General features: G+C 67.1%; 23 protein-coding genes and 1 tRNA gene. 1 reads left to right on the forward strand and 23 read right to left on the reverse strand.

The window, feature by feature from the left end:
* Position 1: 1 nt before the first annotated feature.
* The 14 genes from nuoE to trpB form a co-directional block, all read right to left on the reverse strand.
* The gene (gene nuoE / locus ATCM_RS09800) at positions 2-529 is read right to left on the reverse strand and encodes an NADH-quinone oxidoreductase subunit NuoE (RefSeq protein ID WP_132864347.1); all 528 of its coding nucleotides are present in this window, start codon (positions 527-529) and stop codon (positions 2-4) included.
* A gap of 91 nt (positions 530-620) precedes the next feature.
* Positions 621-1928: an NADH-quinone oxidoreductase subunit D gene (locus tag ATCM_RS09805; RefSeq protein ID WP_132864348.1), complete on the reverse strand. Its 1308-nt coding sequence runs from the start codon at positions 1926-1928 to the stop codon at positions 621-623.
* Positions 1925-2677 carry an NADH-quinone oxidoreductase subunit C gene (locus tag ATCM_RS09810; RefSeq protein ID WP_132864349.1) on the reverse strand — a complete coding sequence of 251 codons (753 nt, stop codon included), beginning with the start codon at positions 2675-2677 and terminating at the stop codon, positions 1925-1927. The genes ATCM_RS09805 and ATCM_RS09810 overlap by 4 nt, the downstream gene beginning before the upstream one ends.
* 36 nt (positions 2678-2713) lie before the next feature.
* The gene (locus ATCM_RS09815) at positions 2714-3268 is read right to left on the reverse strand and encodes an NADH-quinone oxidoreductase subunit B (protein ID WP_132864350.1); all 555 of its coding nucleotides are present in this window, start codon (positions 3266-3268) and stop codon (positions 2714-2716) included.
* A complete protein-coding gene (locus ATCM_RS09820; protein ID WP_057633772.1) occupies positions 3259-3615 on the reverse strand; it encodes an NADH-quinone oxidoreductase subunit A in 357 nt (118 codons plus the stop codon). The genes ATCM_RS09815 and ATCM_RS09820 overlap by 10 nt, the downstream gene beginning before the upstream one ends.
* A gap of 114 nt (positions 3616-3729) precedes the next feature.
* A tRNA-Leu gene (locus ATCM_RS09825) sits at positions 3730-3814 on the reverse strand.
* 49 nt (positions 3815-3863) lie between these two features.
* On the reverse strand, positions 3864-4298 hold the full coding sequence (gene secG, locus ATCM_RS09830) for a preprotein translocase subunit SecG (RefSeq protein WP_132864351.1): 435 nt from the start codon (positions 4296-4298) through the stop codon (positions 3864-3866).
* 28 nt (positions 4299-4326) lie between these two features.
* Positions 4327-5082, reverse strand: coding sequence for a triose-phosphate isomerase (gene tpiA / locus ATCM_RS09835; protein ID WP_132864352.1), 756 nt, complete (start codon positions 5080-5082; stop codon positions 4327-4329).
* Positions 5083-5249: 167 nt separating this feature from the next.
* Entirely contained in the window at positions 5250-6188 is a 939-nt protein-coding gene (locus tag ATCM_RS09840; protein ID WP_132864353.1) for a 2-oxoglutarate and iron-dependent oxygenase domain-containing protein, read from the reverse strand.
* 73 nt (positions 6189-6261) lie between these two features.
* Positions 6262-7617, reverse strand: coding sequence for a phosphoglucosamine mutase (gene glmM, locus ATCM_RS09845; protein WP_132864354.1), 1356 nt, complete (start codon positions 7615-7617; stop codon positions 6262-6264).
* The gene (accD, locus tag ATCM_RS09850) at positions 7617-8498 is read right to left on the reverse strand and encodes an acetyl-CoA carboxylase, carboxyltransferase subunit beta (protein WP_132864355.1); all 882 of its coding nucleotides are present in this window, start codon (positions 8496-8498) and stop codon (positions 7617-7619) included. The genes glmM and accD overlap by 1 nt, the downstream gene beginning before the upstream one ends.
* 241 nt (positions 8499-8739) lie before the next feature.
* Complete coding sequence (gene trpA / locus ATCM_RS09855; protein WP_132864356.1) at positions 8740-9543, reverse strand: tryptophan synthase subunit alpha; 804 nt, start codon at positions 9541-9543, stop codon at positions 8740-8742.
* A 7-nt stretch (positions 9544-9550) separates the two neighbouring features.
* Positions 9551-10177 carry a hypothetical protein gene (locus ATCM_RS09860; RefSeq protein WP_243693985.1) on the reverse strand — a complete coding sequence of 209 codons (627 nt, stop codon included), beginning with the start codon at positions 10175-10177 and terminating at the stop codon, positions 9551-9553.
* Positions 10178-10179: 2 nt separating this feature from the next.
* The gene (gene trpB / locus ATCM_RS09865; RefSeq protein ID WP_132864357.1) at positions 10180-11397 is read right to left on the reverse strand and encodes a tryptophan synthase subunit beta; all 1218 of its coding nucleotides are present in this window, start codon (positions 11395-11397) and stop codon (positions 10180-10182) included.
* 94 nt (positions 11398-11491) lie between these two features.
* Between trpB and ATCM_RS09870 the strand changes: the two genes are divergently transcribed.
* Positions 11492-12382 carry a LysR family transcriptional regulator gene (locus ATCM_RS09870; RefSeq protein WP_132864358.1) on the forward strand — a complete coding sequence of 297 codons (891 nt, stop codon included), beginning with the start codon at positions 11492-11494 and terminating at the stop codon, positions 12380-12382.
* Positions 12383-12529: 147 nt separating this feature from the next.
* On the opposite strand, the gene ATCM_RS09875 is transcribed toward ATCM_RS09870, so the two are convergent.
* From ATCM_RS09875 to ATCM_RS09915, 9 genes are all read right to left on the reverse strand, one after another.
* Positions 12530-13624: a toxic anion resistance protein gene (locus tag ATCM_RS09875; RefSeq protein ID WP_132864359.1), complete on the reverse strand. Its 1095-nt coding sequence runs from the start codon at positions 13622-13624 to the stop codon at positions 12530-12532.
* A gap of 69 nt (positions 13625-13693) precedes the next feature.
* Entirely contained in the window at positions 13694-14416 is a 723-nt protein-coding gene (locus ATCM_RS09880) for a hypothetical protein (protein WP_132864360.1), read from the reverse strand.
* Complete coding sequence (locus ATCM_RS09885) at positions 14409-19754, reverse strand: DNA repair ATPase (RefSeq protein WP_132864361.1); 5346 nt, start codon at positions 19752-19754, stop codon at positions 14409-14411. Before ATCM_RS09885 ends, ATCM_RS09880 begins: the two co-directional genes overlap by 8 nt.
* Positions 19755-19893: 139 nt before the next feature.
* Positions 19894-21894, reverse strand: a complete 2001-nt coding sequence (locus ATCM_RS09890; protein ID WP_132864362.1) for a hypothetical protein — start codon at positions 21892-21894, stop codon at positions 19894-19896.
* The gene (locus tag ATCM_RS09895) at positions 21894-22577 is read right to left on the reverse strand and encodes a hypothetical protein (RefSeq protein WP_132864363.1); all 684 of its coding nucleotides are present in this window, start codon (positions 22575-22577) and stop codon (positions 21894-21896) included. Before ATCM_RS09895 ends, ATCM_RS09890 begins: the two co-directional genes overlap by 1 nt.
* Before the next feature lie 216 nt (positions 22578-22793).
* On the reverse strand, positions 22794-23453 hold the full coding sequence (locus ATCM_RS09900; protein WP_132864364.1) for a phosphoribosylanthranilate isomerase: 660 nt from the start codon (positions 23451-23453) through the stop codon (positions 22794-22796).
* Complete coding sequence (gene truA, locus ATCM_RS09905) at positions 23450-24223, reverse strand: tRNA pseudouridine(38-40) synthase TruA (RefSeq protein WP_132864365.1); 774 nt, start codon at positions 24221-24223, stop codon at positions 23450-23452. Before truA ends, ATCM_RS09900 begins: the two co-directional genes overlap by 4 nt.
* 44 nt (positions 24224-24267) lie before the next feature.
* Complete coding sequence (locus ATCM_RS09910) at positions 24268-24627, reverse strand: VOC family protein (protein WP_132864366.1); 360 nt, start codon at positions 24625-24627, stop codon at positions 24268-24270.
* A 9-nt stretch (positions 24628-24636) separates the two neighbouring features.
* On the reverse strand, positions 24637-26550 hold the full coding sequence (locus tag ATCM_RS09915) for a FimV/HubP family polar landmark protein (RefSeq protein WP_132864367.1): 1914 nt from the start codon (positions 26548-26550) through the stop codon (positions 24637-24639).
* Between the last annotated feature and the right edge of the window lie 77 nt (positions 26551-26627).

Genomic DNA, 26627 nt, shown 5'->3' on the forward strand with positions numbered 1-26627 from the left:
CTTACTCCAGCCCGTCCAGCAGCGCGTCGACCTGGTCCAGCGTCAGGCGCTCATGGTAGTGACCGTTGATGACCATCATCGGCGCGCCCGCGCAGCCGGCCAGGCACTCTTCCTCGCGCTTGAGGTACACGCGGCCGTCCGCGGTCGATTCACCGTGCTTGATGCCCAGCTTCTTCTCGCAATGGCGGACGATGTCGTCGGCGCCGTTGAGCCAGCAGCTGATGTTGGTGCAGATGGCGACGTTGTTGCGGCCCACCTTCTCGGTCTCGAACATCGAGTAGAAGGTGGCGACCTCGTAGGCCCACACGAACGGCAGGTCCAGGTACTTGGCCACGCCGGCGATCAGCTCGTCGGTCAGCCAGCCCTGGTTCTGCTCCTGCGCGGCGTGCAGGCCCTGCAGCACCGCCGAACGCTTGCGCTCCGGCGGGAACTTGGTCAACCAGTGGTCAATGTGGGCACGCGTCTTGTCACTCAACACGACCATCGGGTCGACGTCGCGTGCTGCCTCGTAATTACCTGTCGCCTTCATCGGCCGACCTCAACGAATACCAAATCCTGAAAAACCGATACCTGCAGCAGGCAAGCCGCGCAGGCACCGGGCGCTGTGTTGTTGCCCGGCATTACCGGTCGACCTCACCAAACACGAGGTCGTAGGTACCAATCATCGCCACCACGTCGGCCAGCATGTGGCCACGCACGACCGAATCGATCGAGGACAGGTGGGCGAAGCCCGGCGCACGCAGGTGCACGCGGAACGGCTTGTTGGCACCGTCGGACATCAGGTAGCAGCCAAACTCACCCTTCGGCGCCTCGACCGCGGCGTAGGTCTCGCCGGCCGGCACGCAGTAGCCTTCGCTGAACAGCTTGAAGTGGTGGATCAGCGCTTCCATGTCGTCCTTCATCTCGGCACGGGCCGGCGGCGCGATCTTGAAGTTCTTGACCATGACCGGGCCCGGGTTGGCCTTCAGCCACTGCACGCACTGCTTGATGATGCGGTTGGATTCGCGCATCTCGGCCACGCGGACCAGGTAACGGTCGTAGCAGTCGCCATTGGTGCCCAGCGGGATGTCGAAATCAACCGCGTCGTACTTGGCGTACGGCTGCTTCTTGCGCAGGTCCCAGGCAATGCCCGAACCGCGCAGCATCACGCCGGTCATGCCCCATGCCAGCGCATGCTCCGGACTAACCACGCCGATGCCGACCGTACGCTGCTTCCAGATGCGGTTGTCGGTGAGCAGGGTTTCGTATTCGTCGACGCGCTTGGGGAACTCGGTGGTGAAGTTCTCCAGGAAGTCCAGCAGCGAACCCTCGCGTGACGCGTTCAGGCGCTTGAGGGCGTTGCCCTTGTGCCAGCGCGACTCCTTGTACTTCGGCATCGTGTCCGGCAGGTCACGGTACACACCGCCCGGACGGTAGTAGGCCGCGTGCATGCGCGCACCGGAGACCGCCTCGTAGCAGTCCATCAGCTCTTCGCGCTCACGGAAGGCGTACAGCATCACCGCCATCGCGCCCAGGTCGAGCGCGTTGGAACCCAGCCACATCAGGTGGTTCAGGATGCGGGTGACTTCGTCGAACAGGGTGCGGATGTACTGCGCACGCTCCGGCGCCTCGATCCCCACCAGGGTCTCGATCGCACGCACGTAGGCGTGCTCGTTGCACATCATCGAGCAGTAGTCCAGGCGGTCCATGTAACCGACCGACTGGTTGAACGGCTTGGATTCGGCCAGCTTCTCGGTCGCGCGGTGCAGCAGGCCAATGTGCGGGTCGGCACGGACGATGGTTTCACCGTCCATTTCCAGGATCAGGCGCAGCACGCCATGCGCGGCCGGGTGCTGCGGGCCGAAGTTCATGGTGTAGTTGCGGATCTCCTGCCGGGCTTCGGCGGGATTGCTGGCGAAGGCCTGCGAGGCCTGATGGAACTCACTCACTTGCTTGCCTCCGTCAGCGCGCGCTCGCCTTCCGCGGTCTGGAAGCGGGCGTCATCGCGGATCACGCGCGGCACGCCGACGCGCGGCTCGACCGAAGTCACCGGCTCGTACACCACACGCTTCTTTTCTTCGTCGTAACGCACTTCGACGTTGCCGATCAGCGGGAAATCCTTGCGGAACGGATGGCCCACGAAACCGTAGTCGGTCAGGATGCGGCGCAGGTCCGGGTGACCTTCGAAGATCACGCCGTACAGGTCGAACGCCTCGCGCTCGAACCAGTTCAGGCCCGGCCAGATGTCGGTCAGCGAGGCCACCACCGGCAGTTCTTCACTGGGAGCGAAGCAGCGCAGGCGCAGCAGCTGGTTGTGCTGGTAGGAACGCAGCTGGACGACCACCGCGAAGCGCTGCTTCGGCAGTGCATCCGGGCGGGCGCCTTCGGCGGTTTCGTGGCTGGGGAACTCGCCCCACGCGAAACGGCCGGCGCCCTTGCCTTCCACGCCACGGCTGAAACCGTGCGAGGAGACGTCCGAGGTATCCCACTCGTCGCTGCCGTAGCCGAGGTAATCGACGCCGCACAGGTCGGTGGCATGCTCGAAGCCGAGCTCGTCACGCAGCACCTGGGCCGTTGCATGCCAGTCCGCGGCGGGCACCTCCAGCGTCACTTCGCCGCGCGGTTCGACCACGCTGACCTGCGCACCGGCGAAACGTGCGGCAAGTCGGTCGATGATTGAAGGTGCTTGCTGGGCCATGGGGGCTGGCGTGCTCTTGATTTGAAAGGGGGATCGTCAGCGGGAGATGGTCTGGGTGCGCCAGATCTTCTTCTGCAGCTGCAAGATGCCGTAAACCAGCGCCTCGGCGGTCGGCGGGCAACCCGGGACGTACACGTCCACCGGCACCACGCGGTCACAGCCACGCACCACGGCATACGAATAGTGGTAATAGCCGCCGCCATTGGCGCAGCTACCCATCGAGATGACCCACTTCGGGTCGGGCATCTGGTCGTAGACCTTGCGCAGCGCCGGGGCCATCTTGTTGACCAGGGTGCCGGCCACGATCATCACGTCGGACTGGCGCGGCGACGGGCGGAACACCACGCCGTAACGGTCAAGGTCCAGGCGGGCGGCGCCGGCGTGCATCATCTCCACCGCGCAGCAGGCCAGACCGAAGGTCATCGGCCACATCGAGCCGGTACGCGCCCAGTTCAACAGCGCGTCGACGCTGGTGGTCACGTAGCCCTTCTCGAGCAGGGGGTTCTCGCCTTCAGGCCGCAGAATGTCATCAACCCGCCCTTCCGGGACGGGGTTGTTCATCAGGCCGTCGAGAGTCTGAATCACTCCCATTCCAGCGCTCCCTTCTTCCAAACGTAGATAAAGCCGAGGAACAACATGCCCACGAACAGGCCCATGGTCACGAGCGAGCGGGCGCCCAGCTCCATGAAGACCTGGGTCCAAGGCACGATGAAGATGATTTCCAGGTCAAAGACGATGAACTGGATGGCGATCAGGTAGTAACGCACGTCGAACTTCATGCGCGCGTTTTCGAACGCCTCGAAGCCACACTCGTAGGCCGAGAGTTTCTCGTTGTCCGGCGAACGGGGAGCGAGGAACCGACCGATCAACATCAGCGTGACGCCGATGCCGGTGGCGACGATCAGAAACAGCAGAGACGGCAAATATTCGGCCAGCACAGCGATTCTCTCTTGCCTCTGCCCGGGACACCCGAAGGGCGCCAAGGCATGGGGGATTGACGGGACTTGCCACGACGGGAGGCTGCTGCATCCCGTGTACCCGCTTACAAACTATGGTGCCCAAGAGGGGACTCGAACCCCTACGACTCTCGTCGCTACCACCTCAAGGTAGTGCGTCTACCAATTCCGCCACCTGGGCTTACGTCGGCCCTGCTGGTTCAGCAGAGCGCCGCGTATTGTAACCGTCTTCAGTCTTTCTGTGCGCCTTCGGCAGGCTTTTCTTCACTACTGGACGGAATATTTTCTGCCGGGGCTGCTGCCTGCGGCACTTCGCCGGCCGCCGGGGCCTGCGGGATGGACTGCAACTCACCGGCCGGCGCGGCCGGGGTAGCCACCGGGGCCTCGATCTGGGTCGACATCAGGCCCAGGCCTTCACCGGAGGAGCGGGCGCCATGGCTGGCGTACCAGGCCATGAACAGGCTGATGCCGAAGAACACCACGGCCAGCCACTTGGTCGACTTGGACAGGAAGTTGGACGCGCCACGCGCACCGAACACCGTACCCGAAGCGCCGGCACCAAAACCCGAGCCCGCCGCGGCGCCAGAACCGCGCTGCATCAGGATCAGCGCGATCATCGCGATCGCCACCAGCACATAGACCACATTGAGGATCAACATCAGCATTTGAAATCCGTCCCGGACAATTCACCCGTTAGCGACCGGCTGCTGCCCTCGCGATGGCCAGGAAATCCGCCGCCACCAGCGATGCGCCGCCTACCAGCCCGCCATCAACGTCAGGCTGCGAAAACAGCTCTGCGGCATTGTCGGGCTTGACGCTGCCACCATAGAGCAGCGGCAGCGAATCAGCGATTCTAGCATCGCGATTGGCCACTTCGCCACGGATGAACGCATGCACGGCCTGCGCCTGCTCCGGCGTGGCGGTCCGGCCGGTGCCGATCGCCCAGACCGGTTCATAGGCCACCACCGCCCTGGCGAAAGCCTCGACCCCGGCCAGATCCAGCACCGGCGCCAGCTGCGCGGCGATGACCTGCTCGGTCTGCCCTGCCTCCCGCTGCTCCAGCGTCTCACCCACGCACAAGACCGGCGTCAGGCCCGCGTGGATGGCGGCCAGAAACTTGCGCGCAACCAGTTCATTGCTTTCGTGGTGGTACTGGCGACGCTCGGAATGGCCGACCAGCCCGTGGGTGGCCCCCACGTCAACCAGCATCGCGGCCGAGACCTCACCGGTGTAGGCCCCCTTCTCGTTGCTGCTCACGTCCTGGGCACCAAAGGCCAGCGCCGTTCCGTCGAAATCCTCGACCAGGTCGCTCAGGTACGGCAGCGGCGGTAGGATCAGCACCTGTACCCCTTCCAGCGGCAGACCAGCCGCCACCTGCCCCATCAACTCGGTGGCGAAATGACGGCTGCCATGCAGCTTCCAGTTACCGGCAACGATCTTCTGGCGCATTCAGGAGCAACTCCCAGGAAAAAATGTGGGCAAAGGATAGCCGAAATGATGACACCAGCAGGACAATCAACGGACAGCGCGGGACAACAAACGAAAAACGCCGCCGCGGCTAGGGCCACGACGGCGTTTTCGCTCCCGGCCGGCCGTGACCGGCCCGGGGGTGTGACTTACTTCAGCTTGATCTCGCGCAGGCGCTCTTCCAGGAAGCCATGGGCGGTGATCGCCTCCGGGTAGCGGCTCGGGTTCTTCGGGGTGATGCACGAGGGCAGCACATCGATCAGGAAGTCCGGGTTCGGGTGTAGGAAGAACGGCACCGAGTAGCGCGGCTGGCGGGCCAGGTCGCCCGGGGGGTTGACCACCCGGTGGATGGTCGACGGGTACACGTGGTTGGTCAGGCGCTGCAGCATGTCGCCGATGTTGACCACGATGGTGTCCGCGTCCGAGGTGAACGGCACCCACTCGCCCTCGTGCGACTGCACTTCCAGGCCGGCGGCGCTGGCGCCCACCAGCAGGGTGATGAAGTTGATGTCGCCATGTGCACCGGCACGGACATTGGGGATGTCGTCGGTGGTGATCGGCGGGTAATGGATCGGGCGCAGGATCGAGTTGCCGTTGTTGGTCTTGTCGGCGAAGTAGTCCTGCGGCAGACCGATGTGCAACGCCAGCGCCGACAGCACGCGCGAACCCAGGTTGTCGAGCTTCTGGTACAGGCCATAGCCGTACTCACGGAAACCCGGCACCTCGCTCGGCCACAGGTTCGGCGGCATCACGTCGCGGTACCTGGAATCGTCCGGGATCTCGCGACCGACGTGCCAGAACTCCTTCAGGTCGAAGTGCTTGGAGCCCTTGGCCGTTTCCACGCCGAACGGGGTATAGCCGCGGGCACCGCCACCGCCGGCGATGTGGTACTGCTTCTTCACCGCTTCGGGCAGGGCGAAGAAGGCCTTGAACACGTCGTAGGCGGCATCGATCTCGGCCTGCGGGATGCCGTGGTTGCGGATACCCGCGAAGCCCCACTCGCGGTACGCCGCGCCCAGCTCGGCCACGAAGGCCTCACGGTCGGTGTCAAAGCGGGTGATGTCGAGGGTGGGAATACGGGAACTCATTTGAAACTCCAGAAAGGGAAACGGGGCGGCGGCCATTGGAACCGAGCGCCCCGGGACAACACCATGATCCAGCTCAAACCTGTGCGGCAGCCGAACGCACCGCATCGGCCAGGGCCTCCAGCGTGGCGCTCATCAGCCCGGCCTCGTCGGCCTCGACCGTGACACGCACCACCGGCTCGGTGCCGGAGGGACGCAGGAACGCCCTGCCCCGCCCGGCCACGGCCTGCTGCGCGGCAGCCAGTGCCTCTTGTACCGGCGCACTGTTCACCACCTCCCGTGCCCCGGACTCCAGGCGCACGTTGATGGTCTTCTGCGGCACCTGGGCCAGCCCCTGCAGCGCCTGGCGCAGGCTGACACCATCGCGTCCCAGCACTTCCAGCACCTGCAGCGCGCTGACGATGGCATCGCCGGTGGTGGCGCGGTCCAGGCACAGGATGTGGCCGGACGCCTCGCCACCGAGCACGCCATTGCCTTCGACCAGCGCCTGGTGCACGTACCGGTCACCGACATTGGCACGCACGAAGGCAATGCCCAGCTGCTCCAGCGCCTGTTCCAACCCGTAGTTGGTCATCAGCGTGCCGACCACCGGGCCGCGCAGGCGGCCGCTGGCCTGCCAGGCCTTGGCCAGCAGGTACAACAGGCCGTCGCCGTCGACCGCCGCGCCGGTGTCATCAACCATCAGCACGCGATCGCCGTCACCGTCGAAGGCGATGCCCAGGTCGGCACCGACCTCGACCACCTTGCGCGACAGGTTGTCGATGTGGGTGGAGCCGACACCGTCATTGATGTTCACACCGTTGGGCTCGGCACCGATCGCAACCACGTCGGCGCCCAGCTCGCGGAACAGCAGCGGAGCGACGTGGTAGGTGGCGCCGTGGGCGCAATCCAGCACGATCTTCAGGCCACGCAGGTAGAAGTCGCGCGGCACGCTGGCCTTGCAGAATTCGATGTAGCGGCCCACCGCGTCACGGGCACGCATCGCCTTGCCCAACTGCTCGGACTCGACCGTACTGAAGGGCTGGTCCATCGCTGCTTCCAGCGCCAGTTCAGTGGCGTCGTCGAGCTTCTCCCCTTCTCCAGAGAAGAACTTGATGCCGTTGTCGTAATGCGGGTTGTGCGAGGCACTGATGACGATGCCGGCATCAGCGCCCAGCGTGTGCGCCAGGAAGGCCACCGCCGGGGTCGGCATCGGGCCGATCAACTGCACGTTGACGCCGGCTGCGACCAACCCGGCCTCCAGCGCCGATTCGAACATGTAACCGGAGATGCGGGTGTCCTTGCCGATCACCACGGTGGGCTGGCCACCGTTGCGCTCGACCAGCACCCGGCCCAGCGCATTGCCCACGCGCAGCACGAAATCGGCGGAAATGACCCCCTTGCCGACGCGGCCACGGATGCCGTCGGTACCGAAATACTTGCGTGCGCTCATCAGGCCGCTTCGTCCTGGTTCTGGGGCTGGCGCATCATCATGGCCAACAGGTCGGACAGGCGGTCGCGCATTTCACGACGGTCACAGATCTGGTCGATGGCGCCGTGTTCGAGCAGGAACTCGGAACGCTGGAAGCCTTCCGGCAGCTTTTCACGCACGGTCTGCTCGATCACGCGCGGGCCGGCAAAGCCGATCAGCGCCTGCGGCTCGGCGATGTTGATGTCGCCCAGCATCGCGAACGAGGCCGACACGCCACCGGTGGTGGGATGGGTCAGCACCGAGATGTACGGAAGGCCAGCCTCGCGCAGCTTGCCCAGCGCGGCCGAGGTCTTGGCCATCTGCATCAGCGAGAACAGGCCCTCCTGCATGCGCGCGCCGCCGCTGGCGGAGAAGCACACGTACGGCGCGCCCATCTCCAGCGCGGTTTCAGCCGCCAGCGAGAAGCGCTCCCCGACCACCGAGCCCATCGAACCGCCCATGAAGGCGAAATCGAAGGACGAGGCCACCAGCGGCCGCCCCTTGAGCAGGCCACGCATGGCCACCAGCGCGTCGTACTCGCCGGTGTTCTTCTGGGTGGACTTGATGCGGTCGCTGTACTTCTTCTGGTCCTTGAACTTCAGCACGTCGGTCGGCCCGAGGCGGGCGGCGATCTCGGTGGTGCTGTCGCCGTCGAACAGCGCGGCCAGGCGCGCGCGGGCGCGGATGGCCATGTGATGCCCGCACTTGGGGCAGACCTCGAGGTTCTCCTCCAGCTCGGGGCGGTACAGGGCCGCGCCGCAGCTGCTGCACTTTTCCCACAGGCCTTCGGGGACGCTGCGCTTCTTGGAGGGCGTGTTGTCGGTGCGGATGCCGGACGGCATCAACTTGCTGAGCCAACTCATGCGGAATGATGGTTCCATTCAGGGCGGCCCGCAGGCCGCGACAGGGGCGACAGTCTAGCTCACCCCTGCGACCACGGCGTAGCCCGAAACCCTACTGCTGCGTACGTTTGCAGCGCCGGCAAACCCGACAGGAGCGGCCTCGGCCGCGAAGCCAATGTCGCCGGCCGCCTCCCTCCGGGCCGGCGATTGCCTGTGTTCTGGCGGTATCGGTTTCGCGGCTGAAGCCGCTCCTACGGGCCGGTCAGTGACCCAGCGCGTCGCGCAGCGGGGCCAGGAAACGGGTGGCGGCTTCGGCAGCAGCCTCCGGGGTCGACGTCTCAGCCAGCGCGGAGACAAGCGCACTACCGACCACCACGCCGTCAGCGTCCACCGCCATCGCCGCAGCGCTGGCCGCATCCTTGATGCCGAAGCCGGCGACCACCGGGGCCTTTGAGCGCTGCCGGAGAGTGCGCAGGCGCTCGCCGGCGGCGGCGCTGTCCAGCCGCTCGGAGGCACCAGTGACACCGGCAAAGCTCACGTAGTACAGATAGCCCTGCGCGGCTTCGCACAGCGTGGTGAAACGCTGCTCGCTACTGGTCGGCGAGGCCAGCAGGATCAGCGCCAGGCCGGCGGCCGTGAAGGCCGCCCGGGTTTCCTCGGCCTCCTCGGGCGGCAGGTCGACCAGCAGCACGCCGTCCACGCCGGCGCTCACCGCTTCCTCGGCAAACCGGGCCGGGCCGCGGATCTCGACCGGGTTGAGGTAGCCCATCAACACCACCGGGGTCTTGCTGTCCTGCTGGCGGAAGGCGGCGACGCTGTCGAACACGTAGCGCAGGGTGGCACCCCGCGCCAACGCGTGCTCGGAGCTGCGCTGGATGGTCGGGCCGTCGGCCATCGGGTCGGAGAACGGCACACCCAGTTCGATCACATCGGCACCGGCGGCCACCAGGGCATGCATCACCGGCACGGTCGCCTCCAGCAACGGATCGCCGGCGGTCACGAACGGGATCAGCGCCTTGCGCCCGGAAGCGCGCAGGCGTGCGAAACATTCATCAATTCGGGTCACGGACATCTCAGGCACATCCTTCAATCAGTTCAACCGCGTCCGGCTGGCCCCAATAGATCGCAGTGACCACGCCATTGAGGGTTTCCAGCCGGATGGCCAGCTTGCTGGCCTTGTCGGTCCAGGTCAGGTAATCGCCATCCGGGGAGTTGTAGGCATGCGGCGAGGTCACCACGCCGGCGGGCAGGCGCTTGTTGGCCTCAGCCACGCGCATGCCCGTCCACAGCCCGAACGGAAGAGCAGGCGCACCGGCCGGCGGCGCATCGAGCGCGACGCTGGGGTCCTGCTCCAGGTCCACCTCGAACCGGGCGATGCGGTCACCCAGCACCATCATCGACATGCTTTCCGGCAGGCTGCCCTGGTCGTAGTACTCGCAATCGCCTTCCATCAGCTCGCGCATGCCAGCCGAAACGAAGGCGCTGTCCCCCGGCGCCTTGCCGAACGGCGCGCCGATGCGCAGCTCACCAAACCGGGAGAGATCGGCGGGCGCGGCAGCTGCCGGGGCCGGGGCCGGGGCCGGGGCCTGCACTGTAGGTGCAGGTGCCGCCGGGGCGGGCGGCACGACCTCCGGTTCGGCCGGCGTGCAGGCGGCCAGCCCGGCCACCACGCACATCAACGCTGCACGCAGCACCGGCACGCTCACAGCACCAGCCCTTCGCGGGCGGCGATGGTATGCACGTCCTTGTCGCCACGTCCGGACAGGTTGCACAGCACCAGCGCGTCCTTGGGCAGCTCGCGCGCCAGCTTGATCGCCTGCGCGACCGCATGGCTGGATTCCAGCGCCGGCAGGATGCCTTCGGTACGGGTCAGGCGATGGAAGGCGGCCAGCGCCTCCTCGTCGGTGATGCCCAGGTACTGTGCACGTCCGGTGTCGGCCAGGAAGGAATGCTCCGGCCCGACGCCCGGGTAATCCAGGCCGGCCGAGATGGAGTGGGTTTCGGTGATCTGGCCGTCGTCATCGCACAGCACATAGGTGCGATTGCCGTGCAGCACGCCGGGGCGGCCAGCCGAGATCGAGGCGGCATGGCGGCCGGTGGAAATGCCGTCACCGGCGGCCTCGGCGCCGTAGATCTTCACCTGCGGGTCGTTGAGGAAGGCATGGAACAGGCCGATGGCGTTGGAACCGCCGCCGACGCAGGCGGTGATCGCATCCGGCAGCCGGCCGTAGTCCTCCAGCATCTGCGCGCGCGCCTCGCGGCCGACGATGGCATTGAAGTCGCGCACCATGCGTGGGTACGGGTCCGGGCCGGCGACGGTGCCGATGATGTAGAAGGTGTCACGCACATTGGTCACCCAGTCGCGCATGGCCTCGTTGAGCGCGTCCTTGAGCGTGGCCGAGCCGCTGCTGACCGGCACCACCGTCGCGCCGAGCAGCTTCATGCGGTAGACGTTGATCTTCTGACGCTCGATGTCGGTGGCGCCCATGTAGACCACGCACTCCAGGCCCAGCCGCGCGGCCACCGTGGCCGAGGCCACGCCGTGCTGGCCGGCGCCGGTCTCGGCGATGATGCGGGTCTTGCCCATGCGTGCGGCCAACAGGGCCTGGCCGATGGTGTTGTTGATCTTGTGCGCGCCGGTGTGGTTCAGGTCCTCGCGTTTGAGCAGGATCTGCGCCCCGCCCACGTCCTTGCTCAACCGCTCGGCGTGGTAGATCGGGCTGGGCCGGCCGACGTAATGCTTCAGGTCCTTGTCATAGGCGGCGATGAAGGACGGATCGACCCGCGCCTGGTCGTAAGCCTGCGCCAGCTCCTGCAACGGGCCGACCAGGGTCTCGGCGACAAAGCTGCCGCCATAGCGGCCGAAATGGCCCCGGGCATCGGGAAAAGCGTGGAAATCGTCGATCGGGGCAGCGGTCATGGCAATCAGGCAACGAGGAACAGGCCCGCACTCTAACGCAGCCCTTGTTACATAAAAATCGATTCTTTCTGGGCCATGTGTTAGAAAAACTCACATGAAGGACCCCGCCACCCTGCCCTCGCTCAACGCCCTGCGTGCCTTCGAGGCCGCCGCCCGCCTGCGCAGCGTCAGCCATGCCGCCGCCGAGCTGCACGTCACCCATGGCGCGGTCAGCCGCCAGCTGCGGGCCCTGGAGGAGGAGCTGGGCGTGACCCTGTTCGAGCGTGACGGCCGCGGCATCCGTCCAACCGCCGCCGGTCATCGCCTGCTCGAAGCAACCTCCGGCGCGTTCGCCCAGCTGCGCGATTGCGTGGCGGCCCTGCGCCGGCCGGCACGCAACGCCGCGTTCGTGCTGGGCTGCCCGGGCAGCCTGCTGGCGCGCTGGGTGATCCCGCGCCTGCAGGCACTGCAACGCGACCTGCCCGGGCTGACCCTGCACCTGGCCGCACAGGACGGCGATTTCCCTCCCCGCCTGGAAGGCATGGATGCAGCCCTGCTGCTGGGACAGGCACCGTGGCCGGCCGGCTGGCAGGCGCATCACCTGGCCACCGAACGGATCGGCCCGGTATTCAGCCCTTCACTGATCGGCGCACATGCGCTGGCAAGGCAACCGCTGGAAGCGCTGCTGTCGTACGAGCTGCTGCATACCCGTTCGCGCCCACAGGCCTGGCCGACCTGGGCGGCGCTGAATGCCCTTGACCCCGGGCAACTGCGCTACGGCACCGGATTCGAACACCTGTACTACCAGCTGGAAGCGGCGGTGGCCGGGATCGGCATTGCCATCGCACCCGAGCCGTTGGTGGCCGAGGACCTGGTCAATGGCCGGCTGATCGCCCCGTGGGGCTTCGTCGATACCGAAGGCAGCTGGGCGCTGTGCACGGCTGGCAACGGGGACGATCCGCGGGTGGATGCACTCTCGGCATGGCTGCAACGCCAACTGGCCTGACACCCGTCGCAGGCGCGGCCTTGGCCGCGAAACCGACACCCATCGACCGCTCGCCGGAGCCGCATCCCTAGCCTCCCGGCTGGCACTGGTTTTGCCGACACCCGGATCTGCATTTGCGTCGCGGCCAAGGCCGCTCCTGCCAGTGGGTCAGCCTTGGGTGGGCTGGGCCAGGCGCTGCTGCACGTCCTCGCGCAAACGTGCCAGCTCCACTTCGGCCTGCTGGCGCTGCTGCATGCCTTCGCGATGGATGTTGCGCACCTCCTCCACCGTGGCGATCAGCTGCTCGTGCACATGCCGCAGGGTGGCCACATCGATCACGGCGCGCTGGTTGGCCTTGGCGGTGTCCACCGAGGTCTGCCGCATCAGGTCGGCATTGCGGCGCATCAGTTCGTTGGTGGCGTCGTCGATGGCATTGGACAGCTCCACCGCGTTCTTCTGTTCCCCCAGCGACAACTGGATCGCGAACTGGCGCTTCCACGACGGGATGGTGATGTCGCGCACGGTGTTGAATTTCTCGATCAGCTGGATCGCATTGGCCTGGATCAGCCGGATCATCGGCAGCGACTGGTCGGCCGCGTGCTGCATCACGGTCAGGTCGCCGACGCGCTTGTCGAGCAGGCGCACTGCGTTGTCGATCTCGCCGCGGCGGATCCGCGACTGCGGGTCTTCCAGCCCGACCAGCGACTGCAGCTCCTGCTGCAGCTCGGACAGCCGCTGCTTGCCGGCGGCGATATGGATGCCCAGGCTCTGCCGCTCGTCGCGGACGATGGCATGCATGCGGTCGAACTCGCCGACGCGCTGGCCCATCTGTGCCTGTTGGGTACCGACGTCGCGCATCAACTGCTCGATCTGTTGGTTGGTGTCACTGAACTTCTGCACCAGCTCGCCCTTGGAGGCGCGCATGCGGTCGATCAATCCGCCAATGACCGGCACCTTCGAGCGCTCCTGAAGGCTGTCCAGCTTCAGCGAACGGGCGATGCGCACCACTTCGCCCAGCTTGTCGCCGGAGGCGTCCAGGTCGCGGTTGCGCACGTGGTCCAGCAGTTGGGTGGAGAACGCGGCGCTCTTGCCCGCCGCTTCGCGGCCGAACACGTGCAGGTTGCCCGGGCTGATGTCGTCCAGGGTCCGCACGACCTGCGCGATCTGCGGGCGGTCGGCGTCGCTCAGGCCCAGCGCGACCAGCATGCCGGCATCCACTTCGGTGGAGGGGCCGCTCGGCACCGGGATATTGTCCTGCGTCATCAGCAACTCTCCTTGGGTGTAGATGCGCGGGCCATGCCGCGCCAACCAACATCAGAAACCGGGATTCACTCAGCGCAGTCTAGCCTGCATGGCCGCCACCTCGTCGAGGATGCACGCCTGGCTGTCGGCCGCCTGCTGCAGCCGCGCCGGCATCTGCGCGGCCCTGACCGCCAGCGCCTGCTGCCGCCATACCGGCAGCAGCACGTCGCGGATCCGCTGGTAGCGCTCGCTCAGCTCCAGGCCCTGCGCATGCAGCAAGTGCAACTGGTTGGCCTCGATCTGGCGCAACCGGGCCACACCGCGCAGGTGTTGCAGGCGCCGTTGCAGGGCCAATTGCACGGCTTCCTGCGTCGGCGCCGGCATGGCCTCGCCGGCGTCGGCCCACTGCTCGATGGCGGTCACCGCCACGTCCACCCGCGCCGCCTGCCGCTGCTGGGCGACCATGTCCCGCTGCAGGCCGCGCAGCTCGGCATCGGCGCGCAGCAGGCAGATGTCCAACTGCTCGGCTAACTGCTCGGCACGCTCCTGTGCCTCGACATCGCGCCCCAGCAAACGGCCGATCAGGCCTGCCGAACGCCGCAATGCGGCCACGTCCGTGGCCTGCAGTGCCAGTTGGATGTTGGCCATCTCATCGACCAGCCGCTGCGCGGCCGTTGCCTGTTGCGGCGGGCCGATCAGCCGCTCCGCCGCTGCCAGCACCTCGTTGCCGAAGCCGGCCGCCTCCAGCGGATCGTCCACCTGGCGGGACCGGTCCGGGGGCAGCGGCAGGGCGACGAGCGCGGACTCAGGCATCGTCGGGCGACGGCTTGGCCTGGCTGCCCTGCTGGCCCGGCACCACCACGCTGCCACCGTAGAAGTGCCGCATCAGTGCTTCGTCCAGCGCTTTTTCCTCGGGCGTGCGTGCGCGGCGCACGCGCGGGGTCGCCGCCTTGCCGGTGCCCTCCTTCGCCAACCACTCCTGCAACTGCGTGGCCAGGCCGGCGAGCGCATCGCCCACCTGTCCCTGCCGCGCCTGCGTGGCGGCCAGCGCCTGCAGCAGCGGGGTCAGGTCCGGTGGCTGCGCCGGCGTGACCGCAGGTGCCTCCACCACCGCCGGCGGACGCGCGGCCAGCGCCTGCAGCAGGTCGACGATCCGCGCCCACGGGGCTTCCTCGGCGGCCGCAACCGGGGCAACCACCTGCGGTTCCTCGACCCGCAGCCCCTGCAGGCCGGTGGCGATGTCGGCCAACTGCGCGACCACGCGGGCGCCGGTGTCGGCGTCGTCACCGCCCATCGCCTTGTCGCGCATGAAGTCGCGCTTGATCTGCTCCCAGCGCGTCTGCTGCGCGGCATCGAGCACGCCGCGCAGTTCGGCCAGCTTGAGCAGGTTTTCTTCAGAACCACTGGTCAGTAGCTGCGACTCGCCCAGGTAGTGGTCGGACACCAGCTGCTGCAGCTCGGCGGCATTCATCACCGGCGAGATCTTTTCGGTCAGCTTGTTCATGTTGCGGTAGCTGCCCTGCAGCTTGAACGGCGGCTCGACGCGGTACTTGTCCGCCTGCGCTGCGCTGGCGATGTATTGCTGGTTGACCCGGTATACCACCTCGCGCACCTGCATCAGCCGCTCCAGCGTGGCGACGATCTCGTTGATCTCCGCACCGCTGTAGGCATGGCTCAATGCATTGGTGGACACCTCCTTGCCGCTGGCCTTGTCCACCAGCACGTACAGGTCGGCCATCTCGCGCGTGGCCATCGGTGCCAGCACCTGGCTGGAGGTCAGGCTGTTCTCGATGTAGCTGAGCTTGAAGGCGTCTTCCATGCCACCCAGCACATCGCCGAGGTTGTAGATGTCGGCGCGGTTGGCCAGCATGTCCGGCACCTTGAACACCTCGCCGGACTCGGTGTACGGGTTGCCGGCCATCACCACGCAGAACTTCTTGCCGCGCAGGTCGTAGGTCTTGGTGCGACCCTTCCACACGCCCTCGATGCGACGGGTGCCGTCGCACAGCGAGATGAACTTCTGCAGGAACTCCGGGTGGGTGTGCTGGATGTCGTCGACATACAGCATCGTGTTGTTGCCCATCTCCAGCGCCAGGTTGAGCTTGAGCAGCTCCTGCCGGGAGGTCGCATCCGGGGCCTGCTCCGGGTCCAGCGAACGCACCTCGTGGCCCAGCGCCGGGCCATTGATTTTCATGAAGACCAGCCCCAGCCGGTTGGCCACGTATTCCATCAACGTGGTTTTGCCGTAACCCGGCGGGCTGATCATCATCAGCAGGCCCATCAGGTCACTGCGCTTGTTCTCGCCGACCGTGCCCATCTGCTTGGCCAGGTTGTCGCCGATGATGGGCAGGTAGACGTCGTTGATCAGCTTGTTGCGGACGAACGAACTCAACGGCCGCGCCTGGAACTCGCTCAAGCGCAATGCATCGCGTTCACGCGCACTGATGCGCTGGCGCAGCGCCTGGTAGCGCTCGAAGCCAGGCTGGAACTGGCGCCGGTGGGCCTGCCAACGCTGCAGGAAATCGTCCACCGACAGCTGCAGGTGCCCCTCGCGCACGCGTGGATGCTCGCCGAGCAGGCCGGCGACATCGGCGATCAGGGTCACCTCGCGGACCTGGCTGCGCAGCGCCCGCTCGCCCAGCAACATCGCCGCCGCTTCGGGCACATAGCCGGCCAGCGCCGCGAACTTCGGCTGGCTGCACATGGCGTTCAACCACTGCACCACCTGCGCCCACTGCAGCGAGAGGCGCTTGGAAAGCCGCTGCAGGCTGCGGTCGAAGGCATCGGTCTGCCCGGCCGCCTGCAGCTGCTCGCGCAAGCCGGCCTGCAACTGCCGTGCATAGCCACTGAAGCCGAAGGTCGGCTCGCCGCTGGCCAGTTCGGCCAGCAGGTAGTCGCCGGCCAAACCGGCGATGGCGGCATCGAACGGCAGCTGGTGTTCGGCCTGGAAAGCATCCAGCGCATTGCTGATTTCCTGACGCAGCGCATCCAGTCCTTCGCGCGCGTTGAACAGGCGGGCGATGGCGAACACGCCGGCGGCACGCTCGGCCCATTGGCTGACATCCTCGCGTTTGCCCTCGCGCGCCCAGAACAACACCGCCAGCGCACGCGGCGCGGCGGCGTGCACCAGCGTGCCGGCGTTCTGGTACAGCGGCAGCAGTGCCTGCAGGATCAGGGTGGCATCGTGGTCGTGGATGCCCTTCTCGTAGCCTTCGCGGTACCGCGGCGCGGCGAAGTCGCGCACACGCTTGCCCAGCGCCTCCGGCTGCGCGGCATCGCGCTGCAGCAGTTCCAGGCTCAGGCCATCGCTGCCGCGCAGGGCCGCATCCAGCACCAGCCCGGCCAGGTACTCGCCGCGGTACAACGCGGGCGACTCCGAATCCAGCGTCACCGGCCAGTAATCGCGCAGCTCCTCCAGCTCCGGATCAACGATGGACTCGTAGTAATCGGTGCCGGTGAGGTGCACAGCCAGGCCGTCGCCACGCGGCAGGATGGTCAGGTCCAGCGGCTGGGTATTAACGCTGAAACGATGGCGGCCGAGCCGGATCACGTTGCCGCCACCCTCGAACAGGTCGCTGCGGTCGCGCAATGCCCGCACTGCCTGGTCGCGCACGCCCTTCAGGCGGGCCTCGACATCGTCGGCCTTGACGCTGTCCTTGTACTCGCGCAGCCGGTCGGCCAGCTCGCGCAGCTTCAGGATCAGCGGATCACCGGCAAAGAACGCATTGAGCTCATCGACGCTGGCAAAGCGTTCGGTACGCTTGGCCAACCCATCGAGGATGCGGTTGGCCGCGTCCAGCACCGACTGCGCCTTGCGCTGGCGTGCGTCCAGCAGGGTCTGCTTGTGCGACTCGAAGGTGTCGAGCAGTTCCTCGCGCTTGCTCAGGATGTCGCCCAGGAATTGCTCGTGCTCGCCGAACTGGCTCTCCAGCTCCTCCAGCTGCACCATCAGGCGCGAGAGCTGCTCATCGGCCCGTTCCGGGTCGGTGGCCAGGCCCAGCGCGCTGGTGATGGCCTGGCTGAACAGCGAGAACTGCGCGCCGAACTGCGCCACGGCTTCGGCCGAGCCCAGCGAACGGCGACGCTGGTCGGCACGCGCACGCGCCTGGTTGAGCTTGGCGTAGATGCCGGAAATCGCCTCGACCACCTGAGTGCGCTGCGCGGCATCATCCACCTTCAGGCTGGCCATCAGCTCGGACAGCATGTCCAGCTCGCCGGACATGCCCTGCATCTGCTCGATCTGGTCGGCGAGCTGGCGCGCGGTCTGCGCCTGCTGCGCGGCACCATCCAGCGCCTGCAGGCGTTCGGCGAACGGCTGCAATGCCTTGTCGCTGCCCAAGAACTGGCCGGTCGCCGCGCCCACGCGGTCATGCGCTTCCTGCAACGAGGCATTCATCGCATCGATGGCCGGCACGTCCACGTAGCGGAAGTCGCGCACGGTCAGCAGCCGTCCGCGCAGCTTGCCGATCTCGCCCAGCGCCTCGACGAACTCGCCGATCTTCGACCAGTTCTGTGGCTGCAGCCGGCCGAGCAGCGCCTTGTGCTGTCCGGTGACCTCGGCCATTGCCTGTGCCGATTGCTTGCGGATGCTCTCGACCTTCTCGTACTCGTCGAGCATCGACTCGCCGGTCGCGCTGATCTCGCGCAGCAAGGTAGCCGCGCCCTCGCAGTTGGCGTCATCCAGCCAGTGGTGTGCGTCGAACAGGCGCCGCGCGTTGTGGGTCAGCAGTTCATAGCGCGTCAGCGACACCTCGCGGCTGTCGATCTCGCGGCCGAGATCGAGCAGGTTGGAGATGCCACGCACCAGCTCGGCGTTGCCGATGCGGGCCATGAAGCTGGTGCCGGCCGGGCGGTGCGCGGCGAACTCGTCGCTGCTGAACGGCGTCTGCCAGACCTGCATCGGATGGATGCGGGTCGGCTCCTGGTTCTCGGCGTTGAACAGCACCATGCGGCCATCGCGCAGGAACGCGTAGCCCAGGCCGAACACGGGGTTCTGCAGGGCGCGCTGGATGCTGTTGTAGACGAACAGCGCCGACTTGCCGGCCTCGCGTTCGTAGAAGATGTACAGCATGTCCTCGCCGTTGGGCGAGCGGATCGAACGCTTGTAGCGCATGCCCTGCATCGAGGCATCGAAGGCCTTGTGCTCGCCGTTCTGCAGGTAATAGCCGCCCGGGAAGATGATGCCGTGGTCATCGGGCAGCTGTACGCAGGCCTGCACGATGGCGTCGTTGCGCACCACCTTGCCGGTCAACGTGTTGTAGATGAGGCCACGCCAGGTGTCCTCGCGGTAGGGTTGCACCTTGAGCAGGATCAGCGAGCCGACCTGGGCGAAATCGACGGTGGCATCGTCCACCGATTGCGTGCTGTCCTCGACCGGCTCGCTGTACACGCCCTGCCCGGTCTCGGTGTTGTTCTCCACCTTGATGGTCAGGTCGCCACCGGTGGTCTCCACGAAGATGGTGTCCAGGATGTTCAGGTGCGGGAAGCGCCCGGTCACCAGCATGTCGCGACTGGCACGGGTCCACTCGAAGTCGAACGGCGGCGGCAGCGCGATGTCACGTTCGCCGCGCGCATCGATGTAGGTCAGCTCGCCCCCAGGCGCAACCGCCCAGCGGAACACGCGCACGTCGGTGCTGCGTTCGCCGATCTGGAACGCCGCCAGCAGCTTGCCGTCGCGCACGATCAGCTGCAGCAGCCGGGCGTGCTTGTAATAGGCATAGAGCTCGTTGAAATCGTGGACGAAGCCCGGCTGGGCCAGGAAGCTGCTCTTCAGGTCGACCGGGGTGACGTCATAGCCCTCGGCGCCTTCCACCAGCCGGTACAGGCCAAACACGTCCTCGACCCGGGTCTGCGTCTTCAAGCCGATGAATACGTTGTAGCCGAACAGCAGCAGGTCATCGCCGACCTGCACGATGTCGCGGCCGACGCAGTTGTTCTCGGTGCGGATGCGGAAGCGCCCGATCACCTCCATGCGGCTGTCGCCGAACTCCTGCAGGCGCCGCTGGTTCAGCACGTCCACGACCTGGCGCAAACGCGCGCCCTGGTCACTCAGGCGCTTGCGCAGCACCTCGTAGGCACCGCCCTGGGCGACTGCCTGGTCGGCGATGGAGCCGGCGTCGCTGACGGCGGCCTCCTGGTTTGTATCGGCCATCGATTGTTCCCTGCCATGGCAACCGCCCGGCCACCGCGTCGGCGGACCGTGCGCGCCATCATCCACGCAGGCCGCCCGCTGTTGGCGGACGGCCCCGGTTGCGCCCCCGCGCGGCCACGCCGCGCAGGGACGTACTCACTCAGCCGGCATCCGCTTCCGCGGCACCTTGATTGGCGATGCGCTTGGCCGGCTTGCCGCGTGCGCTCATGTCCACGCCAAGGTAACGCTGCATCAGGTCCTGCACGATCGGGCTCTTGTCGGTCAGCCCTTCGATCGACTTGCCCAGCGAGACCGCCTTGACCAGGTTCTCGAACATGCCGCCGTCGCCGCCGACCATGTCGATGTCGGCATTGCGCAGCGCGCTGGCGATGACCTCGGCGTTCTCCTTGGAGATTTCCTTGCCGGCGTCCAGCGTGGCCAGGGCCTGCTTCAGGCTGGTGTCCAGGGTCATGCGGAACTCTTCGTGGCCGCGCGCGGTTTCGCCCAGCGAATCGATCGCCTGGAACTTGCGGGTCAGGCCCTCGGCCTCGGCGGTCAGCTTCTTCTCGATGACCGAGGCTTCGGCCAGGCCCAGCGTCTCGGCGGCGGTCGCCTTGGCACGGCCCATCTGCTCTTCGCCGCTCGCACGCGCGGCCAGCTGTTCGGCCAGCACCTTGGCCTCGGCGCTGCCCTGCTTGAAGTTGGCATCGGCCATCGCATCGACCACGCGGGCCTCGGCGATGCCGACCTTCTCGATCGCCAGCGCACCGGCTTCCTTGACCTGCGCATCGGCCAGACCCGGCGCCGCACGTTCGGCACGGATGCCTTCGGCCAAGGCCTTCTTGGCCTCGGCCTGCTTGCCGGCCGCGTCGAACTCGGCCTGCGCCAGCGTGGTGATCTCCACCGCGCGGTGCTTGGCCGCCGCTTCGGCGGCCTCGGCTTCCTTGACCTGCTTGAGCAGGGCTTCCTGCGCCTCTGCCTCGGCCTCGAGGATGGCGACCTGCTTCAGGCGGTCGGCCTCGGAAACCTGGCGCACTTCCTTGATGCGTTCTTCTTCCTGCGCCACGGTCTTGTCGATGGAGATGCGTTCGCGGGTGATGTTGGCCACGTCCATCTTGCCCTGCTCGACCACCTTGTCACGCTCCACGCCCTGCAGCTGCACCTCGCGGTCGGTGGTGACCTGCTCCAGCTGGCGTGCACGGGCCACGCGCTCGACCTCGATGGCCACCGCGCGCTGGCGGTTCTGCTCGGCCACTTCCACCTCGCGCAGGCGGTTCTGCTCGCGGATGTCGATCAGCTGCTGCGCCTCGATGCGGGCATTCTCGGACAGCTGGCGCTGCTCCTCCTGCACCTTGAGGGTTTCGGCCTCTTCGCGGGCACGGATGGTGTCCACCTCGCGCTTCTGGCGCGCCTCGGCCTCGGCCTGCTGGCGTTCCAGCGCCAAGGTCGCTTCCTTGGCCTCGACGTTCTTCTTGGTGATGGCCAGGCGCTCGTTCTGCGCCAGCTCGTTGGTGATCACGTTCTGCGCGGCGGTCAGCTCGGTGATCTTGCGGATGCCTTCGGCGTCGAGGATGTTGCTCGGGTCCAGCAGCGACTTCGGGGTCTGCTCCAGGTAGTCGATGGCCACGTCTTCCAGCGCATAGCCGTTGAGGTCATTGCCGATCACCGCGATGATCTCGTCGCGGAACTCCTGGCGCTTCTCGAACAGCTGGGTGAAGTCGAACTTCTTGCCCACCGTCTTCAGCGCTTCGGAGAACTTGGCGTTGAACAGCTCGTCCACCGCATGCTTGTCCGAGGCGCGGTCGGCACCGATGGCCTTGGCCACGCGCAGCACGTCGGCCTGGGTCTCGTTGACGCGCAGGTAGAACGCCACGGTGATGTCGGCACGCATGTTGTCGCGGCAGATCAGGCCTTCCTTGCCGCGGCGGTCCACCTGCAGCGTGATCAGGCTGATGCGCATCAGCTCGGCGCGGTACAGCACCGGGATGATCAGCGCGCCGGTGAAATGCACCTTCGGCGTGGAACTCATGTCATTGACGATCAGGGCGGTGCCCTGGTCGACCTTCTTGTAGAACGCCTTGAACAACCCGGCCAGGCCAAGGAGGAATACCAGCAATATGCCCACGCCGATAATGAACGGGGCCAGCGCAGCTAAACTCATCAGTGCTTCTCCTTGTCGCCTGATACTTGGGGGATGAAAACGTCCAACGCTGGCAGGTCGGCTTCGCCAACCACCAGGTAATGATTGTGTTGCGGGAAATACTGGACCAGGCGCACGCGGTCACCGCGCACGAAACGGCTGCCCGGCTGCGCACGCACCTGCAGGATCAGGCCGGCACCGCCATCGTCGACGCTGGCGTAGCCCTGCTCGGCGGTGACTTCCGGCGAGGAGACCCGCCCGGCCTTGCCGAGGATGGACTCCTGCGGCACCGCGCGCAGCTTCATCAGGAAACGACGGATCGGGCGCAGCACCCATGCCGACACCACGGCGCCCGGGACCAAGGCAGCGATTGCCACTGCCGTGCCCACGCCCCAGCGCAGCAGCGCCGGCAACGGCTGCAGGAAGAACAACTGCACCAGATAGGTGATCGACCAGCCAAAGAACGCCAGCAGCAGGACCACCAGCATGGTCGGCGCCCCGCCAAGGCCCATGCGCGCGAACATGCCCGCAAGCCCGGTCGCGCCGGCGTCACCGGAGTGGAAATCCGCGCCATCGCCACTACCGATGCCCCCATCGTCGACGATGCCGGTCGCAGCCAGCAGCCAATAGATGACGGCAAAACACAGTACGACGCTGTAAGGCAGCGTCGGATAGGACAGCGCTACTTCCAAGAATTCCGCCATGCACCCTTTCCTTGTGGCACCCGGCCGCCGTGCGGACCGCCCTGCACTCCTTGCCTGAAGTGATACGCGTGGTTCCCCATCCGCCGGCATCCGTGCTTTCGCCGATTTCCCGATGATAAGGGAATTGCCGTGACGACAACGACCAGGTCCACGGTTTTCATCGGGAATGTGCGTACCGTCGCCGGCATCTGCGGCCATTCAGTCAATTGCAATGACTCAGTCCTGCGCCGGCTGCGCGTCCGCGCGCCGCACTTCCTCGACGAACTGGCGCATCCGGTAGCCGTCCTTCAGGCCGGGCGCCGATTCGATGCCGCTGGATACGTCCACGCCCCACGGCTGGGTCGCGAGCACCGCGTCATGGACATTGTCAGGGGTGATCCCGCCGGCCAACAGGTAGGGACGATGCACGCCGGGCGGGATCCGCGACCAGTCGAAGGCCACCCCGCTGCCACCGCTGCCGCCCTTGACGTGGCTGTCGAACAGGAAGCCTGCGGCATGCGGGTACAGCTGCTGCAACCCGCGCGCGGTGACTTCGGCATCGCCGCCCATGGCGATCGCCTTCAGGTAGGGCATGTTGAAGCTGCGGCAGAACGTGTCGTCTTCCTCGCCATGGAACTGCAGCAGGGTGGGCCGCACCGCGCGCAGCACCTCACGCACTTCCTCGCGGTTGTTGTTCTGGAACAAAGCGACCACGTCCACCATCGGCGCGATGGCCTGGCGCATCGCCCGCGCCTCGGAAGGCGCCACGCGGCGCGCGCTGGACCGGGCAAAGATGAAGCCGATCGCGTCCACGCCCAATTCGCTGGCCAGGCGGATGTCGCCGGCCCGGGTCATGCCGCAGAATTTGATGCGGGTACGGAACAAGGTACGGCTCACAGCGTCACCTCTGCCGGCAGATGCCAGTGTTCAGGATACAACGGCCCGACGAACACCAAGCCCTGCGCAGGCGCGGTCGGCCCGGCCTGGTTGCGGTCACGCCGCGCCAGCACCTCGCCGATCCAGCCCTCCGGCTTCTCGCCGGCCCCCACCATCAGCAGCGAGCCGACGATGTTGCGCACCATGTGGTGAAGGAACGCATTGGCCTGCACTTCCACCTCGACCACCTCGCCCAGGCGCCGCACCGAGATGGCCTGCAGTTCGCGCCGCGCATGCAGGGCCTCGCACTGGGCGCTGCGGAACGCGCTGAAGTCGTTCTCGCCCAGCAACGCCTGGCCGGCGCGGTGCATGGCATCGGCATCCAGCGCGCGGCGCTCCCAGCTCAGGGTCTGGCGGTACAGCGCCGGCCGCACCTGGCGGTTGAGGATGCGGTAGCGGTAACGGCGCGCCCTTGCCGAGAAGCGGGCATGGAACGCATCCACCACCGGCACGCACCAGCGCACGCAGACCGAGGGCGGCAGCCGCGTGGTCGTGCCCAGCACCCAGCCGCGCGGAGCACGGCTGACCTCGGTATCGAAGTGCACCACCTGGCATTCACCGTGCACGCCGGCATCGGTACGGCCAGCGCAGACCACGCTGATCGGCGCATCGGCCACCGAGGACAACGCGTCCTGCAAGGTGGCCTGCACGCTGGCGCAGCCGCTCTCGCCGAGCTGCTGCCAGCCCTTGAACTCGCTGCCGTCGTATTCCACGCCCAGCGCGTATCGCATGTTTGAACCTCTTGATTGCAGTCGCCGCGGCCGGGCGCGATGGATCAGTCGCTGTCGCGCTCGGACCAGATGGCCAGTTCGTTGCCGCCCGGCTCGATGAACTGGAAACGGCGCCCGCCCGGGAAGGTAAACACCGGCTTGACCACCTTACCGCCGTGCGCTTCCACCGTGGCCTGCAGCGGCGCCAAGCGCTCGGCATACAGCACCACCAGGGCCGACCCCGCCTCGCTGGTCGACGGCGTGCCGCGGAAGAAGCCGCCCTGCAAGCCGCCGTCATCGAAGGCGGTGTAGTCCGGGCCGTAATCCTCGAACGTCCAGCCGAACACCTGTTCGAAGAAACGGCGGCTGGCGGCCGGGTCGCGCGAGGCGAACTCGACATAGTCGATGCGTTGCTCACGTTTCATGCGGTGTCCTCAGCCCAGTCGGTTCAGCAGTTCAAGTGCTTCAGCGCGCGCCTTGGGGTCGGTGCCGACCGCCACTTCGTTGAGCAGGGTACGCGCGGTCTCGGCATCGCCCAGGTCCAGGTAGGCGATCGCCAGTTCCAGCCGCTCGCGGCCGGCCGGCGCGGGATTGAGCGGCGCCACCGCGGCCATGTCGCCGGCCAGCCAGCCAGCCTCGTCACGGGCGCTGGGTTCGGGGGCCGCCGGCGTCTCGAGCACCGGCCGGTCGAACTGGCGCGACGCCTCGAACAGCAGCACCGGCTTGGGCTCGTTGCGCGGCTCCGGCACGACTTCCGCGGGCGCGACCACCGGCGCGGTCGGCTTCAACCAGGCCGGCATCGGTTCGTCATATGGCGAGGGCTCGGCGACCTGGGGGGCTTGGACAACGGCCGGGGCCTCGGCAACGTCGTCCCGCCTCGCTTCCTCGAAGGACACCTCGGCCACATCTTCATCATCCAACGGGTCCGCCTCGGCTGGCTCGCCGGCCGCGGTTGCGGCGCCCGCCACCGGCAGCGTGGCCGCCAATGCCTCGACGTCGAACCCGCCGCGCGGGGCCGCCGGCAGCGGCGACGGCTTGCGGCGACGGGCCAACCACCAACCAAGGCCGGCGACCACCACCAGCGCCAGGCCCAACCACAGCCACATCGGCGAGCTGCCGCCTTCACGCTTGGAGGCCTCGGCCAGGCGCTGCTGGGCAGCGGCCAGGTCCGAGTCCTTCATCGCGATCAGCGACTGCTGCTGTGCCTTGAGCTTTTCCAGCTCACCGACGCGCTCACGCAGTTCCTGCAGTTCCGCATCACGGGTGGCAAGGTCTTCCTTGGCCTGACGCAACTGTTCATTTGCCAACATGTCACCCTCACCACCGGCATCGAGCCCGGTCGTCATTCCTGCTGTCTGTTGCCCACCGGCCACGGCCGGCGCGATTTCCAAGCGTGCGCCATTGCTGGCCGCGGCGGCGGACGGATTGGCGGACGGTGATGCCGCCGGGGCCGCCGCATCGGCGATGGCCGGCTGCGGGATCGCCGCACGCGCCTGCCGCCATTGCGCGGTCTGTTCCTGGACGATAGCCCGCGCCTGGGCGGCATCGACCCGCGCCAGTTCCTCCTGCGCCGGGGTGCGCAGCACCGCGCCCTGCTTGAGCAGGTTGATGTTGCCGCGGATGAAGGCCTCCGGGTTGGCACGCAGCAGCGCCACCATGGTCTGGTTCATCGACACGCCGTTCTGCCGCGACAGCTCGCCGGCGATCTGCGACAGGGTCTGGCCACGGCGCACCGGTGCCAGCCCGCCCTGCGCCGGCATCGCCGGAGCGGGCGCCGCTGGACGCGCCGCGACCGGCGCGGGTGCAGGCACGGGAGCGGGTGTCGGGGCCGGCGACGCGACAGGCGCCGGCACGGGGGCTGGGGCTTCCGGCAGCGGTTCGGGCTCACGCGCAATCAGGTTGGACGGCGCGGCGGCCGGGGCCTCGATCACCGGCTCGGAGAGCGCGGTGGCCGTTTCCGGCGCTGCGACCAGGGCCGAATACTCACGGACCAGGCGGCCCTGCCCCCAATCCACTTCGATCAGGAAGCCCACCGACGGCGCGTCCACCGGTGTGGCGCTGGTCACACGAATGACCGAACGGCCTTCACGGTCTTGCGCGAAGGTGAACTGCAGCTCGTTGACCAGCCCCTGTGGCGGCGGCAAGCCCACGCGCTCGAACGTGGCCGGCGACGCCAGCCCGACATGCGCGTTCTCGATCTCGCCCGGATCACTGGAAATGATCGGGATCTCGGCCACCAACGGCTGGCCCGGCTTGGAAAGCACGCGGATGTTGCCCAGTCCCAAGGCCATCGCGGCACTGCTGAACAGCGCCAGGATGAGAACCAGCACGCCTTGTAATGAGCGCATCACGCCCCTGCCCCAAAGTTTCATGGCGGCAAATATAACGGCTGCCCCGCCTTTCGAATACCGCAGCCGTGCACGGG

The sequence above is a fragment of the Stenotrophomonas sp. ATCM1_4 genome (assembly GCF_004348115.1).
Taxonomy (GTDB): Bacteria; Pseudomonadota; Gammaproteobacteria; order Xanthomonadales; family Xanthomonadaceae; genus Stenotrophomonas; species Stenotrophomonas capsici.

Excerpts from the sequence above, each read along its gene's own strand:
- nuoE (WP_132864347.1), bottom strand. The coding sequence starts at position 529 with ATGAAGGCGACAGGTAATTACGAGGCAGCACGCGACGTCGACCCGATG.
- ATCM_RS09810 (WP_132864349.1), bottom strand. The coding sequence starts at position 2,677 with ATGGCCCAGCAAGCACCTTCAATCATCGACCGACTTGCCGCACGTTTC.
- ATCM_RS09815 (WP_132864350.1), bottom strand. The coding sequence starts at position 3,268 with ATGGGAGTGATTCAGACTCTCGACGGCCTGATGAACAACCCCGTCCCG.
- secG (WP_132864351.1), bottom strand. The coding sequence starts at position 4,298 with ATGCTGATGTTGATCCTCAATGTGGTCTATGTGCTGGTGGCGATCGCG.
- tpiA (WP_132864352.1), bottom strand. The coding sequence starts at position 5,082 with ATGCGCCAGAAGATCGTTGCCGGTAACTGGAAGCTGCATGGCAGCCGT.
- ATCM_RS09840 (WP_132864353.1), bottom strand. The coding sequence starts at position 6,188 with ATGAGTTCCCGTATTCCCACCCTCGACATCACCCGCTTTGACACCGAC.
- glmM (WP_132864354.1), bottom strand. The coding sequence starts at position 7,617 with ATGAGCGCACGCAAGTATTTCGGTACCGACGGCATCCGTGGCCGCGTC.
- accD (WP_132864355.1), bottom strand. The coding sequence starts at position 8,498 with ATGAGTTGGCTCAGCAAGTTGATGCCGTCCGGCATCCGCACCGACAAC.
- trpB (WP_132864357.1), bottom strand. The coding sequence starts at position 11,397 with ATGACCGCTGCCCCGATCGACGATTTCCACGCTTTTCCCGATGCCCGG.
- ATCM_RS09870 (WP_132864358.1), top strand. The coding sequence starts at position 11,492 with ATGAAGGACCCCGCCACCCTGCCCTCGCTCAACGCCCTGCGTGCCTTC.
- ATCM_RS09875 (WP_132864359.1), bottom strand. The coding sequence starts at position 13,624 with ATGACGCAGGACAATATCCCGGTGCCGAGCGGCCCCTCCACCGAAGTG.
- ATCM_RS09880 (WP_132864360.1), bottom strand. The coding sequence starts at position 14,416 with ATGCCTGAGTCCGCGCTCGTCGCCCTGCCGCTGCCCCCGGACCGGTCC.
- ATCM_RS09885 (WP_132864361.1), bottom strand. The coding sequence starts at position 19,754 with ATGGCCGATACAAACCAGGAGGCCGCCGTCAGCGACGCCGGCTCCATC.
- ATCM_RS09890 (WP_132864362.1), bottom strand. The coding sequence starts at position 21,894 with ATGAGTTTAGCTGCGCTGGCCCCGTTCATTATCGGCGTGGGCATATTG.
- ATCM_RS09895 (WP_132864363.1), bottom strand. The coding sequence starts at position 22,577 with ATGGCGGAATTCTTGGAAGTAGCGCTGTCCTATCCGACGCTGCCTTAC.
- truA (WP_132864365.1), bottom strand. The coding sequence starts at position 24,223 with ATGCGATACGCGCTGGGCGTGGAATACGACGGCAGCGAGTTCAAGGGC.
- ATCM_RS09910 (WP_132864366.1), bottom strand. The coding sequence starts at position 24,627 with ATGAAACGTGAGCAACGCATCGACTATGTCGAGTTCGCCTCGCGCGAC.
- ATCM_RS09915 (WP_132864367.1), bottom strand. The coding sequence starts at position 26,550 with ATGCGCTCATTACAAGGCGTGCTGGTTCTCATCCTGGCGCTGTTCAGC.